This is a genomic window from Pseudomonas sp. ANT_J12, from assembly GCF_008370045.1.
Lineage (GTDB): Bacteria > Pseudomonadota > Gammaproteobacteria > Pseudomonadales > Pseudomonadaceae > Aquipseudomonas.
Genome location: NZ_VOBN01000001.1, coordinates 486,468 through 499,222 on the forward strand (window position 1 = coordinate 486,468; position 12,755 = coordinate 499,222).

General features: G+C 57.5%; 13 protein-coding genes, 1 tRNA gene and 1 pseudogene. 14 read left to right on the forward strand and 1 reads right to left on the reverse strand.

Going from position 1 to position 12,755, the window contains the following annotated elements; all coding sequences use genetic code 11:
* Positions 1-16: 16 nt before the first annotated feature.
* The 11 genes and pseudogenes from atzF (at position 17) to FQ192_RS02440 (ending at position 9,739) form a co-directional block, all read left to right on the forward strand.
* Positions 17-1,783 (forward strand): allophanate hydrolase, encoded by a 1,767-nt coding sequence (gene atzF, locus FQ192_RS02395; protein ID WP_149657205.1) that lies wholly within the window; start codon positions 17-19, stop codon positions 1,781-1,783.
* Positions 1,784-1,986: 203 nt separating this feature from the next.
* On the forward strand, positions 1,987-3,474 hold the full coding sequence (locus FQ192_RS02400) for a sensor domain-containing diguanylate cyclase (RefSeq protein ID WP_149657206.1): 1,488 nt from the start codon (positions 1,987-1,989) through the stop codon (positions 3,472-3,474).
* Positions 3,475-3,479: 5 nt separating this feature from the next.
* On the forward strand, positions 3,480-3,698 hold the full coding sequence (locus FQ192_RS02405) for a cysteine-rich CWC family protein (protein ID WP_123507553.1): 219 nt from the start codon (positions 3,480-3,482) through the stop codon (positions 3,696-3,698).
* A 34-nt stretch (positions 3,699-3,732) separates the two neighbouring features.
* Positions 3,733-4,425 (forward strand): pseudouridine synthase, encoded by a 693-nt coding sequence (locus FQ192_RS02410; RefSeq protein ID WP_149657207.1) that lies wholly within the window; start codon positions 3,733-3,735, stop codon positions 4,423-4,425.
* 312 nt (positions 4,426-4,737) lie between these two features.
* Positions 4,738-5,622, forward strand: a complete 885-nt coding sequence (locus tag FQ192_RS02415) for an alpha/beta fold hydrolase (protein WP_149657208.1) — start codon at positions 4,738-4,740, stop codon at positions 5,620-5,622.
* Between the two features lie 179 nt (positions 5,623-5,801).
* Positions 5,802-5,875 (forward strand) — tRNA-Gly (locus FQ192_RS02420).
* Between the two features lie 692 nt (positions 5,876-6,567).
* Positions 6,568-7,302: a zeta toxin family protein gene (locus FQ192_RS02425; RefSeq protein ID WP_149657732.1), complete on the forward strand. Its 735-nt coding sequence runs from the start codon at positions 6,568-6,570 to the stop codon at positions 7,300-7,302.
* On the forward strand, positions 7,290-7,457 hold the full coding sequence (locus tag FQ192_RS33935) for a hypothetical protein (protein WP_178128987.1): 168 nt from the start codon (positions 7,290-7,292) through the stop codon (positions 7,455-7,457). Before FQ192_RS02425 ends, FQ192_RS33935 begins: the two co-directional genes overlap by 13 nt.
* Before the next feature lie 498 nt (positions 7,458-7,955).
* Positions 7,956-8,219: a short-chain dehydrogenase gene (locus FQ192_RS02430; protein WP_149657209.1), complete on the forward strand. Its 264-nt coding sequence runs from the start codon at positions 7,956-7,958 to the stop codon at positions 8,217-8,219.
* Between the two features lie 82 nt (positions 8,220-8,301).
* Positions 8,302-8,589, forward strand: a pseudogene (locus tag FQ192_RS02435) (type II toxin-antitoxin system HicB family antitoxin); the annotation flags it as partial.
* A gap of 421 nt (positions 8,590-9,010) precedes the next feature.
* Positions 9,011-9,739, forward strand: a complete 729-nt coding sequence (locus FQ192_RS02440; protein WP_149657211.1) for a class I SAM-dependent methyltransferase — start codon at positions 9,011-9,013, stop codon at positions 9,737-9,739.
* An 80-nt stretch (positions 9,740-9,819) separates the two neighbouring features.
* On the opposite strand, the gene tam is transcribed toward FQ192_RS02440, so the two are convergent.
* A complete protein-coding gene (tam, locus tag FQ192_RS02445; protein ID WP_149657212.1) occupies positions 9,820-10,590 on the reverse strand; it encodes a trans-aconitate 2-methyltransferase in 771 nt (256 codons plus the stop codon).
* A gap of 393 nt (positions 10,591-10,983) precedes the next feature.
* On the opposite strand from tam, the gene FQ192_RS02450 reads away from it, so the two are divergent.
* The 3 genes from FQ192_RS02450 to FQ192_RS02460 all read left to right on the forward strand — a co-directional run bounded on the left by FQ192_RS02450 (position 10,984) and on the right by FQ192_RS02460 (position 12,733).
* Positions 10,984-11,487 (forward strand): inclusion body family protein, encoded by a 504-nt coding sequence (locus FQ192_RS02450; RefSeq protein WP_149657213.1) that lies wholly within the window; start codon positions 10,984-10,986, stop codon positions 11,485-11,487.
* Positions 11,488-11,611: 124 nt separating this feature from the next.
* Positions 11,612-12,151 carry an AidA/PixA family protein gene (locus FQ192_RS02455; RefSeq protein WP_149657214.1) on the forward strand — a complete coding sequence of 180 codons (540 nt, stop codon included), beginning with the start codon at positions 11,612-11,614 and terminating at the stop codon, positions 12,149-12,151.
* A 171-nt stretch (positions 12,152-12,322) separates the two neighbouring features.
* Positions 12,323-12,733 carry a low affinity iron permease family protein gene (locus FQ192_RS02460; RefSeq protein ID WP_149657215.1) on the forward strand — a complete coding sequence of 137 codons (411 nt, stop codon included), beginning with the start codon at positions 12,323-12,325 and terminating at the stop codon, positions 12,731-12,733.
* Positions 12,734-12,755: the final 22 nt, after the last annotated feature.

Below are 12,755 nucleotides of genomic sequence, written 5' to 3' on the forward strand. Positions count from 1 at the left end.
TGAAAAGGATCAAGTCATGAATTTCAATCTGCAACTCGACGCCCTGCGCAGTGCCTATCGCGACGGCCAGGTCACGCCTCGGCAACTGCTGCTGAGCCTGCGGGACAAAGCGGCCGCGCTGAATCCCGACTATCACCTGTTCATCCATTTGCTCAGTGTCGAGGAGCTGGAACCGTACCTCGCCGCCCTCGACGGTCGCGACCTCGACAGTCTGCCGCTGTATGGCGTGCCGTTCGCAATCAAGGACAACATCGACCTGGCAGGCATTCCGACCACAGCGGCTTGCCCCGCCTTTGCCTATGTGCCGGAGCATTCGGCGACCATCGTCGAGCAGTTGCTGGCGTTGGGGGCGATTCCGTTGGGCAAGACCAATCTTGATCAGTTCGCCACCGGGCTCAATGGCAGCCGTTCGCCTTATGGCGCATGCCCGAACAGCGTGTTGCCGGAATATCCGTCGGGCGGTTCCAGCGCTGGATCGTCGCTGGCGGTGGCGTTGGGGGTGGCGAGTTTTTCCCTGGGGACGGACACGGCAGGTTCCGGTCGGGTGCCGGCGGCGTTGAATAATCTGGTGGGGTTGAAAGCCACTAAAGGGTTGATCTCCACGGGCGGTGTGGTGCCGGCCTGTCGCACGCTCGATTGCGTCACCACGTTCACCGCCACCGCGCGGGAAGCCAGTCAGTTGCTGGCGCTGACGGCGCGTCTCGATCCACGGGATGCCTACAGCCGCAGCAATCCGTTGTGGAATGACGGCTTGGCATTCGGTGCGCCGCGCCCGTTTCGATTCGGCGTGCCACGTGCGCAAGACCTGGAGTTTTTCGGCTGCCCTGAAGGCCCGTTGTTGTTTGGCGATGCCATCGATCAGCTCAAAGCCTTGGGCGGTGAAGCGGTTGAGCTGGACCTGTCGCCGTTCCTCGAAGCCGCACAGTTGCTGTATGCAGGCCCGTGGGTCGCCGAGCGCTATAGCGTGGCTGGCGAGTTGATGGAGCAAAACCCGCCAGCGGTGCTGCCGGTGATCCGCGCGGTGCTGGCCAAGGCCCCGGCGGTGACTGGCGTGCAGACCTTCCGCGCGCAGTATCGACTGCAAGAACTGAAGGCGCTGTGCGACCGGGCGCTGGAAGGCCTCGACTGCGTGCTCACGCCAACCATCGGCCGCCCCGTGACCTTGGCGGAACTGACCGCCGAACCCGTGCTGCGCAACTCGGAACTGGGCTACTACACCAACTTCATGAACCTGCTCGACTACGCCGCCGTCGCCGTGCCCAGCGGTTTCATGGGCAACGGTTTGCCGTGGGGCGTGACGCTGTTTGGGCGAGCGTTTACCGATCAGTATTTGTTGAGCGTGGCGGATGCGCTTCAACGTCAACCAGGCTCGCCTGCGCCCGCGACGGTGGCCCGCAATGATCGCGCACGACTGGTGGTGTGTGGCGCGCATCTGGAGGGGTTGGCGTTGAATTGGCAACTGAAGCAGCGTGGCGCGCGGTTGGTCGAGACGACGTTCAGTTCGCCGGATTATCAGCTCTATGCGTTGGCCGGTGGCCCGCCGTTTCGTCCGGGAATGGTGCGGGTGAAGGACGGTGGCGTGGCGATTGCGGTGGAGGTTTGGGAATTGCCGAGCAGCGAATTGGGCTCGTTTTTGACCGCGATTCCGGCGCCGTTGGGGTTGGGCAAGGTGCAACTGGCGGATGGGCGCTGGGAGAGCGGGTTTATTTGTGAGGGTTATGGGCTGGAGGGGGCGGTTGATATCAGTCGTTTTGGCGGGTGGCGGGCATACCTCGCCAAATGATCGTTCCCACGCTGATCGTTCCCACGCTCCGCGTGGGAATGCCGCCCGGGACGCTCCGCGTCCCTTCGCAAGCGTGACGCAGAGCGTCACCGGATGCATTCCCACGCGGAGCGTGGGAACGATCACCCCGCGTAAATGCAGCGGTTATTTCCGCTCGGGCCCACTAGAATGCATGCCATCGGGTCACTGCCAACGGAACCACCATGCCGCTTCGCTCGCCGCTGTATTCCCAACGTTCGTTGGTGCTCACGCTGATCGCATTGCTCGGTGCAGGTTTCCTCGCCACGTCCTTTCTCAGCTACTACGCCTCGCGAGCGTCGATCCGCGACAACATCGTCAACACCGAATTGCCGCTGACGTCCGACACGGTTTATTCGGAAATCCAGAAAGACCTGGTCAGACCGATCCTGATTTCCTCAATGATGTCCCGCGACACCTTCATGCGCGACTGGGTGGTCAACGGCGAGCACGACCCCGACCAGATGACCCGCTACCTCAACGAGGTCATGACCCACTACGGCGCCTACACCGCGTTCTTCGTCTCCAACAGCAGCCTCACCTACTACCACGCCAAAGGCGTGCTCAAGCAGATCAAGGTCGACGAGCCACGGGACGCCTGGTACTTCCGCGTTCGCGACATGAAAGAGCCTTACGAGATCAACGTCGACCCGGACCTGGCCAACAAGGACAACCTGACGTTTTTCATCAATTACAAAGTCTATGACTACAACAAACGCTTCATCGGCGCGGCTGGCGTGGGCCTGACGGTGGATGCGGTGATCAAGCTGATCGACAAGTATCAACAGCGCTATCAACGCAGCGTGTACTTCGTCGACACCTTCGGTCGCTTGGTGCTTACCGGTGCCGAGGGCGGCCCTGAAGGTGCGCGGGCCGGTCAGAGCCTGGGTGAACTCAGCAGCATGAAGGGCCTGGTCAGCCAGTTGCCCAAACCCCACAGCGGCAGCTACGAATATTCCGTCCACGGCCAGGGACATTTCCTCAACGTGCGGTTCATTCCGGAGCTGAACTGGTACCTGTTCGTCGACAAACGCGAAGACGGCGCTCTCAGTGAAATCCGCCAGTCGCTGTACCTCAACCTGCTGATCTGCCTGCTGGTCACGCTGATTGTGCTGGCCCTGCTCAACCGCGTAATCAAACGCTATCAGAGCAAAATCCAGGCCCAGGCCACGCTCGACAGCCTGACCGAGTTGCCCAACCGCCGTGGCTTCGACCTGTTGGCGGCGCAAGCCATGCACGAAGCCCAACGCGAGCCGAAACCGCTGACCGCGCTGCTGCTGGACCTCGACCACTTCAAGGTGTTGAACGACACCTACGGTCACCTCGCCGGCGATCAAGTGCTGATCGGTTTCGCTCGGGACCTGGAAAGTTGCCTGCGTCATTCCGACATCGTCTGCCGTTGGGGCGGCGAAGAATTTATCGTGCTGCTCAAGGACACCGACGGTGAGACCGGTCAGAAAATCGCCGAGAAAATTCGCCAGCATGTGGAAAAACAGCTTTATGCCTACAACGGCAAGGAGCTGCAGCTGACCGTGAGCATTGGCCTGACCACCCTGCAAGCAGATGAAACCTTGCATACGTTGCTGTCCCGGGCCGATCATGCGATGTACCGGGCCAAACAGGCCGGCCGCAATCGCACCTGCGTGGAATTGCCCCACTCCGTTTATGAATGACGTTGATGACCAAGCCTGAAACCTGCCCGGCCTGCGGCGCCCCCAACGACTGCAGCCTGGCCGACCCTCGAACCGCCGACCGCGCCTGCTGGTGCTTTGGCGTCAGCATCGACCCGGCGGTGCTCGAAGCGCTGCCGGCGGAACTGCGCGACCTCTCCTGCCTGTGCCCGCGCTGCGCCCAGGTCGAAGCGCAGCTGCAAGCAGCCGCCCGGCCGATCACGTAAGATGCGCGGCCCTTCCCCATCCGATTTTTAACCGATGCGTGTAGACCGTTTCCTCAGCAACCTGCCGCGCTTCAACCGTAAGCAGGTTCGTCTGTTGCTGGTGGAAAAACGCGTGCGCATCGACGGAAAAGTCGTCAGCGATCCTCACAGCGAAGTACTGGAATTCAGCCGCGTCGAGGTCGACGACGAGGTGCTGCAAGTCGGCAAGCCCGCGCGCTACTTCATGCTCAACAAGCCGCCCGGCTGTGTCAGCGCCACCCGCGACCCGCAACACCCGACCGTGCTCGACCTGATCCACGAGCCGGACAAGGATGACCTGCACATCGCCGGGCGCCTGGATTTCAACACCACCGGCCTGATGATCATCACCAACGATGGCAGCTGGTCACGACGCCTGACCCAGCCGCAGACCAAACTGCCCAAGGTGTATTACGTCGAGACCGAACAGGACATCGGCCCGGAGTATGCAGTCACCTTCAACGAAGGGCTGTACTTCGCTTTCGAAGACCTGACGACGCAGCCCGCCGAGCTGGTGCTGCTCGGGGCGAAGTCGGCGCGGCTGAGCATTGTCGAAGGCCGGTATCACCAGGTGAAGCGCATGTTCGGCCATTTCGACAACAAGGTGCTGCGCCTGCACCGCGAAAGCATGGGCCCGTTGCTGCTCGATAACGCGCTAAAACCGGGCGAGTACCGCGCCTTGCGCACCGAAGAGATTCAATTGATCTAAGCAGGCGACCGCTCAGCAGAAGTTGTCGAACAATTTACCAATGACACTTGCGCGATGCCGTCACCCCTGCTTGAATCAGGACGTCGGCCAGATTGTGACCGATGAGTCACCACATACTTCTAAGAAACTTTTTGCCGGTCGGGGACCCTCAGGTTCCGCCTTCCACCGGCAGACTGCCCGCCAATAATAAAACCCGTCGACCGGCCTTCAATGGATCGACATGGGCTCCAAATTCCAGGCGAATGCCTACCTGTCACAAAGCTCGTGCAATCTCATTTGCGCGCATACCCGCTTGCTCAGGAGTCTTATGACATGAGGCCAGAAATCGCTGTGCTGGATATACAGGGTCAGTATCGGGTTTACACGGAGTTCTATCGCGCAGACGCCGCAGAGAAGACCATTATTCTGGTCAACGGCTCGATGGCCACGACTGCGTCGTTTGCTCAGACCGTGAAAAACCTTCATCCGCAGTTCAATGTGGTGTGCTACGACCAGCCCTACGCGGGCAAGTCAAAAGCCCACAACCGGCATGAGAAATTGCTCACAAAGGAAGTCGAAGGACAGATCCTGCTGGAGCTGATCGACCACTTCGCCGCCGAACACGTGCTGTCGTTTTCCTGGGGCGGCGCCGCGACCCTGGTCGCCCTCGCCCACCGGCCACGGCGCATCGAAAAAGCCGTGATCAGCTCGTTCTCCCCGGAGATCAACGAGCACATGCGCGACTACCTCGAACGCGGCGTCGACTACCTCGGCAGCCGGGATGGCGACCGGGTCGGCAACCTGGTGAACAGCACCATCGGCAAACACCTGCCGTCGCTGTTCAAGCGCTTCAACTATCGCCACGTGAGCAACCTGGCCGAGCACGAATACGGGCAGATGCACTTCCACATCAGCGACCTGTTGCACAGCGATCGCCAGTGCTTCCTCAAGGCTGCCGAGAAAATCAACGTGCCGGTGCTGTTCATGAACGGCGAATGGGACGAATACACCGCCGCCGACGGTGCCCGGCTATTCGCCAACCACGTGCAACACGCCACCTTCAGCACCCTGCAAGCCACCGGGCACTTCCTCGACATGGAACACAAAGCCGCCTGCCGAGACAGCCAGAACGCACTGCTGGGCTTCCTGAAACCGGCGCAACACACCAGCCGACCGCGTTACCACTACGTCCAGGAACACCATGCACTGGCAATCTGAAATAGAGTCATCGCGAGCAACCTTGCGCCCATAGACGCCACCACCTCTGTAGGAGCAAGGCTTGCCCGCGATTGGCCGTTACTCGGTCCGTGCCTTCGTGTCACCCACGCTAAATGCAGCGCACATAAAGAAAAACTTCAAATCCGCGCGCACATCTGGTACAAAGTCAGCCGCTCTGAGCGGGTGTCGTATAATGGCATTACTCCAGCTTCCCAAGCTGATAACGAGGGTTCGATTCCCTTCACCCGCTCCAATCGAATTTTTGTCTCGCGTTGAAGGTTTTTGACGGGGGATGTAGAGATAGAAAAAAACCGGTCCAGATGGCCGGTTTTTTTGTGCCTTGAATTTGAGCTTTGCGAGAGCTTCAGGGTCTTCGTCGTTGAAGCTGATCGAATAGGTCATCCGCGACGCCGGACAAAACGAGGGCGAAAAAAAACCGCCTTAGTAGGGCGGTTTTTCGTCGCAAGCTCGGTTAGTAGCCAAGCATGCAAGCCTCACAGGGACCTCCAACGAGGCTTAAGTCTACTTTTGAGTACTTGGATACGCTAGAAAATAAATCTGTCACCTTTTCTGGCTTGATGCCCACTTGGCTCACAAAAATCCGAAACTCAAGGGCGTTTACGATAAGGCCATCTATCTACTTCAGCGTCAAAAAAAAATGGGTGGCGGTACGCGGACTCTCGACGCGCTTGAGGCAAATTTGCCCAGTAGTATGAGCTAGTCCCTTGCGGAGAGATTGCGCGCCGTGCTCAATTAGTAAATCTGACCGCTTGCACGAGATGTAAAGCAGTGAAGAATCGTGAGGAGATTCATAGGAAAGTGACGGATGTCCGAGATCCCCTCCCGCGTATCGCATGCAGTGCGGTAATCCAGGAGCAGAAACGGCAAGCAACCAGTCACTTGAAAAAGGGATCTCTATCAGTGCAAGAAGACAAAAAGCTTGGGATGACGGCAGAAGAGCAAGCCGTGTGGGATGAGGCGATTAGATTTGCTCGATCAAACAAGAAGACGATCGGCAAGAGACTCACGGATAGGGACAGATATCCGCCCGAAACAGAACCTGTATCGGTTTTCATGGCCGGGTCGCCCGGCGCTGGCAAAACAGAAGCATCCCTAGCTCTCCTAAACTTTTTCTGCGATACCGCCATCCTACGAATTGATCCGGACGAGCTCAGAAACGAATTTGAAGGATACCAGGGTGGCAATGCCTGGCTTTTCCAAGGAGCTATATCAATTCTTGTTGGAAAGCTGATTGATCTCGCATTAGATCGAAAGCAATCTTTCCTGCTGGACGGGACGCTTTCAAATATCCAGATTGCCAGGAGTAATGTCGAGCGGTGCCTGAGCAAAGGGAGATTCGTGCAAATTCTTTACGTCTATCAAGACCCTAGGCTTGCATGGTCCTTCGTGAAGGCCCGAGAGGAAGCCGAGGGACGACGGATTCGACCCGAGCATTTCGTCGAACAGTATTTCGCAGCGCGTGACGTAGTGAACACGCTTAAGCTAGAGTTCGGTAAAGATGTCCACGTCGATCTACTTTTGAAGCACATTGATAACTCTGCCAGGCTCTACAAGGCTGGCGTTGACAAGATCGACTACCATATACCCGAGAAGCACACGAGACACGAACTGATGGCCATGCTTGGGATAACAGACGGAGCAACCCCATGTTTACGATGAAATTCGGATCTACAAAAGAATCCTCGAGTCCATTCGCAGACTTCATTCGTAACGCCAAATCTGAAGAAAAGAAACGCGTATACAGTGAGGTTTTGACGGAGGCTACCAAAAAACAGAACGAAATCATGTTGGCAGCACAGGCCAAGCAAGCCTGATCGCATTACTGAATTTCGAAAAAGCCCGGCCAAGTGCTGGGCTTTTTCATTTCTGACGTTTACGTTGTTTCAGACTCCGACACATACGTTGATTTTGCTCCCTACAAGCCCCTTAAGCCCGCTGATCCCAATGAACAGCAAGTCAGCGCCCGCCGAACCAAGCACTGCCAGCGCTTTTTTCGAAAAAGCAACGTCCTACACTACTCTAGGAATTGTCCGTAGACTTGCGGATTGCAGTGCCTTTGCCACGAGCCCTATAGTCGATCCGCGCCCAAATGGCGTATCGAGTTTGGCGACTCGATGGCAAGGTACAGAAACCTCCGAGCTAGCTCGGAGCGTTTCTGAACGCACTCGGCTACCTGTTTTTTGGTGGCTGTGCGTGGGAGACCTTCGGGTCTGCCGGTTTTTACCTTGCCCGGTTCGCCAACCCGCGTACAGCTACCACCCTTTGTTTGGCGACAATGAGTGGTAGATAACCTCACTTCAAGGTAATCACTCATGAACGAATACATGGCTTTAACCAGCAACGCCGACGATCTACCTTCCCTGTTCGTCAACACCACTCAACCGCTGCACTCCCTGCTCAGCACTGCCAGTTACAGAATTCGGGCCGTGACGCAGCTCCTTGAAAACCTCGCGATGCGAGGTGACATTACATCTGATTCGGTGATCCTCAGCGATTTCGCATTGCTCTGCTGCGTGCCCTTGCGCGATGGTTGCGATGTGCTGGACGTGATCGCTCGACGCATGGATGCGGAATAGATCTGACGGTTAGATCGGGCGCCTTTTAGGGCGCCCTTTTCGTTTCATAGCCCTACTACTCGGGTCCATGAAGATAATGATCATGTTTTATCCAATAGCGATTTCAACGGGTGATGATAAACACGCCTGGGGTGTGGAGGTGCCGGATATTCCTGGGTGTTTCTCCGCCGGGAAGGATCTTGAAAATGCAGTGACTATGGCTCGCGAAGCCATTGAGGGGCATTTTGAAATTCTGGCTGAGATTGGTTCGCCGATTCCACCGGCCAAAACAGTCACTGGGTACGAAAAAGATCCGCAATACGCGGGATGTACTTGGGAAGTGGTGGAGATCAATTTGACCAAGTACCTAGCGAAGTCCAGTGGCATCGACGCATGACCTGGCTCTTTTGACTTATGCCCGTCATATGCCCGTCAGTTAATAGTTGGCGCGAACAACTAATAACCTGTGGCGAGGGAGCTTGCTCCCGTTGGACTGCGCAGCAGGCCCCTGCTTTTTAAGTGAAGAGAGGGGCTGCTTCGCAGCCCAGCGGGAGCAAGCTCCCTCGCCACAGGTTCGGTGTCAGGTTTGAATGATTGGTACTGTTTTGAATAGTCGGGGCCTGGAGCTTCGTTTACATATCCATAACGCTCGGTCAGTTTCCCCTCTTCTCCCAACCCGCTAGCATTCCCCCATCTGCAACCACCCTCCCCCTGCGCGGCCATCAACGAATACGCGCCACAACTCTTCGAGGGAAACCAATCGGCCGCACCACCGGTGCCGCCCGTGACGAACTCAATAGAGCAACCCGAACATGACGCAAAACATTTACGACGATCCGGAGTTTTTCCAGGGTTACAGCCAAATGGGCCGTTCCATCGGTGGCTTGGATGCCGCACCGGAATGGCCTGCACTTCAATCCCTGTTGCCACCGATGAAAAGTTTAAAAGTGGTGGACCTGGGCTGCGGTTACGGCTGGTTCAGCCGCTGGGCCAGTGAGCAAGGCGCCCACAGCGTGCTCGGCCTCGATGTGTCGGAAAAGATGCTGGAACAGGCGCGCAAGACGACGTCTGCGGCCAACATCCAATACGCCCGCGCCGACCTTGAACATCTCGACTTGCCTACCGACAGTTTCGACCTGGCCTACAGCTCTCTGGCATTGCATTACATCAAGGATCTGCCGGGCCTGTTCGCCAATATCCACGCAGCCCTGAAACCCGGTTCACGCTTTGTGTTTTCCATCGAGCACCCGATTTTCATGGCGCCGCGTAATCCGGGTTGGCTGATCGATGGCGAAGGTCGCAAGCGTTGGCCGCTGGACAGTTATCAGCTGGAAGGTGAGCGGGTGACGAATTGGCTGGCGGAAGGTGTGATCAAGCAGCACCGCACGGTGGGTACTTTGTTGAATACCTTGATCGCGGCGGGATTCACGATTCAGCACGTCAATGAATGGGGGCCGAGCGATGCCGAGGTGGCGGCGCAGCCGGCTCTGGCGGAGGAGCGAGAGCGGCCGATGATGATGTTGGTGGCGGTGGAACGTTGACACTTAAATAGAACGAACACTGATGACTCTGTGGCGAGGGAGCAAGCTCCCCCGCCACAGGTTCAGTGCGACATCCGCTTTTACCGCGTCGCGACGATGAACAACCGTGGAAACGGCAACAGCACCGTCCCATCCTCCAGCGCCGGATAAGCCTGCTCGACCGCCGCCAGATACCGCTTCAAATACTCCGCCCGCTCGCCCTCATCCAGCGGATCGAGAAACGGCCGCAGGCCACTGCCCTTGAACCACTCCACCATGCCCGAGGCACCACCCGCCAGTGGATGATGGTAAGTCGTGCGCCACACATCAACCCGCTTACAGTGCGGCCGCAGCATCGAGTAGTAATCGCTGGCACTGGCCATTTCCGTCCGTTGCCCGGCGGCGTCCGCCAGTTTGCTGGCCCACGGGCCATTGGCGGCGATTTCGCGCATCAGGCGATGGGACGGTTCGTTGAGGTTGTCGGGCATCTGGATTGCCAGGCTGCCCCCCTTGGTCAGTCGAGAGGCGAGCGACGGCAGCAACGTCCCGTGATCGGGCAGCCACTGCAATACGGCGTTGGCGAATATCACGTCGAACGGGCCGCTATCGTTCCAGGTTCCGATGTCAACGGTGTCGAACTTCACTTGTGGCAGGCGCTTGCGGGCGGCTTCGATCATGTCGGGCGAGCTGTCCACGCCGCGCACCCAGGCATTATCGAAACGCTCTACCAGCAATTCCGTGGAGTTGCCGGGGCCGCAGCCGATATCAATGGCCGAGCGCGCATCCACGGGCGGGATGGCTGCGAGCAGATCCCGGGCCGGGCGGGTGCGTTCATCTTCAAAAGCGACGTATTGCTTGGCGGACCAACTCATTGCGTTCTCCTGTCGAAGGGGTGTCCTGGCCTGGGCCGACAACCGGTTCGCTACGATACTCCGCCCTGTGCGCCAGCCCAATCCGACTTATGGCGATCGCAGAGGATATGCCGCGCGGTTTTTATCGCTGATTCATTGCAAGACATAACCCAATCGACCGTTCGTCGAGGGAACAGTCAAGCGATTTTGACAGCCTGAATATCACACCTATAGCCCTTATCGCGGCCAGTCGGAAGGAACCCGACCTGTCAATTTGCACGCAAGGAGCAAGGCCAACTCGTGCCTCGTGCAAGCAGGGTTCCGCCCGTAGTGTTTCAGCAACGGCCGTAAGGCAAGCAAACGTTGTCATGCCTGAGGGTTATCAGGCACTCACTATGAACAAGGAGCTTTACTATGTCTCGAGTCACGGATGTGCTGGTCTCTATCGACACCGAAACCATTCTGAAAAACTACCCGAACATCAGCAAAAACCCTGCTTCGCCAACGATGATCGACGTTAATCATGTGTACATGGTGACCAACCGGGACAACGTGATAAATGGTCAGGCCGGGGGCGAACTCAACCTGAAAGCACAGGTGGGCGACTTGATTCGCTGGCGAGAAACCAGCCTGTCGCAGAGCTTCGAAACCGCGGTTATTTTCTACAAGTTCATTGGCAACAAAGGCAGCGAGTTGATCTCCACCCCTACGCCACGCAAGGCTAAGGCCTGCGTCGCCGTCCCTAACACCAGCAACCCATCGGTGCCGAGCTGCCAGAAAGTCGATAACCATTATTGGTCTTCGGAAACACTGGACTGCGGTAGCGTGACCTATCACTTCCATTTCCTGATCGTCGATCGCAACTGCAAAATCGTCGGCTGCTGTTCGTGGGACCCGTTCATTACTATCCGTAACTGACGAAGGCTGGCCCCTTGGCGACAAGGGGCCTCCCCCCGTTCGTTGCCGTTTCGGCAGGAACAGGATGTCTTGCATGAACCGAAGCGGCTGCCGTGCAGTGCCACCATCATGAAAGGAATCCATGATGACTTCCGAACCGATCAAATCGCCTTCATCCAGCGTCGCGACGGCCAACAATGTGCTGCTGATTGTTGATGCCGAATCGCTGCTGACAAAGTACCCGACACCCAGTCTTGAGGCACAAGATCCGACGACCATCAGCGAAGGATTCATCTTTGCCGTCGGCGGGAAAGACGCCAATCAAATAGCGATTAGTGACAGCTATTTGACGCTACCCACCTGCAATGGAAAAACCTTCCACATTCGCGGCCGCACCGTGAGTCTGCTCGCTGAAAACAGCGTGGTGTTCTACGACATGGCCGTGAGCGATACCCAAGTGCTCTCCGCGCCGAAACTGGTGGTACACGCAGGCCTCACCGTTCCGGCCCCCGACCCGATAAACCCGACCCAACCGGCCAGCCACCTGGCCGATGATCACTACTGGGAGTGCGCGCAACTGACCCCGGGCGTCGCCGCCTGCGAATTGAGCTTTATGTTGGTTAACCAACAGTGCGAAGCGGTGGGGTATTTCAGTTGGGCGGTTGAGGTGAAGTTTTCTGCTTGAGTGTATTCGGCTTCAACATCGCCAAAAGATCGCAGCCTTCGGCAGCTCCGCCGAGCGTATTCCACCGAAGGCTGCGATCTTTCGCCCCCCCCCACAACCCTCGTTAAAAAAGAAATTCCAACACGCCGTCGCTGTCTGAATTTCAGGCGCATCCCTAGAAGGAACACGGCAATGAAATTCGCAAAAGTCTCGCAGAAACTCGCGCTGTGGGCCGGCAGCCCCACGACGTTTTTGATCGCGATCATTCTGATTGCTGTGTGGGGGTTAACCGGGCCGATTTTTGGTTACAACGACACCTGGCAGCTGATCATCAACACCTCGACCACCATCATCACCTTCCTCATGGTGTTCCTGATCCAGAACACCCAGAACCGCGATACGGACATCTTGCATTTGAAGATCGATGAGTTGCTGCGGGTGACGAAGGAGGCGCAGAACGCGATGTTGGGGCTGGAGTCGCTGGATTTGAAGCAGTTGGAAGAGTTGCGTAAGCAGTACCGCAAGATTGGCGAAGGCGAGACGATTTCCATGAATGTCGCCCCCAGCGGCGACAAGCCGAAGTCGAACCTGGATCAATGCTGAAAACCTCGGCGGGTGACCTCGG

Excerpts from the sequence above, each read along its gene's own strand:
- FQ192_RS02450 (WP_149657213.1), top strand. The coding sequence starts at position 10,984 with ATGTCTCGAGTCACGGATGTGCTGGTCTCTATCGACACCGAAACCATT.
- FQ192_RS02440 (WP_149657211.1), top strand. The coding sequence starts at position 9,011 with ATGACGCAAAACATTTACGACGATCCGGAGTTTTTCCAGGGTTACAGC.
- FQ192_RS02410 (WP_149657207.1), top strand. The coding sequence starts at position 3,733 with ATGCGTGTAGACCGTTTCCTCAGCAACCTGCCGCGCTTCAACCGTAAG.
- FQ192_RS02400 (WP_149657206.1), top strand. The coding sequence starts at position 1,987 with ATGCCGCTTCGCTCGCCGCTGTATTCCCAACGTTCGTTGGTGCTCACG.
- FQ192_RS02455 (WP_149657214.1), top strand. The coding sequence starts at position 11,612 with ATGACTTCCGAACCGATCAAATCGCCTTCATCCAGCGTCGCGACGGCC.
- tam (WP_149657212.1), bottom strand. The coding sequence starts at position 10,590 with ATGAGTTGGTCCGCCAAGCAATACGTCGCTTTTGAAGATGAACGCACC.
- atzF (WP_149657205.1), top strand. The coding sequence starts at position 17 with ATGAATTTCAATCTGCAACTCGACGCCCTGCGCAGTGCCTATCGCGAC.
- FQ192_RS02425 (WP_149657732.1), top strand. The coding sequence starts at position 6,568 with ATGACGGCAGAAGAGCAAGCCGTGTGGGATGAGGCGATTAGATTTGCT.
- FQ192_RS02405 (WP_123507553.1), top strand. The coding sequence starts at position 3,480 with ATGACCAAGCCTGAAACCTGCCCGGCCTGCGGCGCCCCCAACGACTGC.
- FQ192_RS02460 (WP_149657215.1), top strand. The coding sequence starts at position 12,323 with ATGAAATTCGCAAAAGTCTCGCAGAAACTCGCGCTGTGGGCCGGCAGC.
- FQ192_RS02415 (WP_149657208.1), top strand. The coding sequence starts at position 4,738 with ATGAGGCCAGAAATCGCTGTGCTGGATATACAGGGTCAGTATCGGGTT.
- FQ192_RS02430 (WP_149657209.1), top strand. The coding sequence starts at position 7,956 with ATGAACGAATACATGGCTTTAACCAGCAACGCCGACGATCTACCTTCC.
- FQ192_RS33935 (WP_178128987.1), top strand. The coding sequence starts at position 7,290 with ATGTTTACGATGAAATTCGGATCTACAAAAGAATCCTCGAGTCCATTC.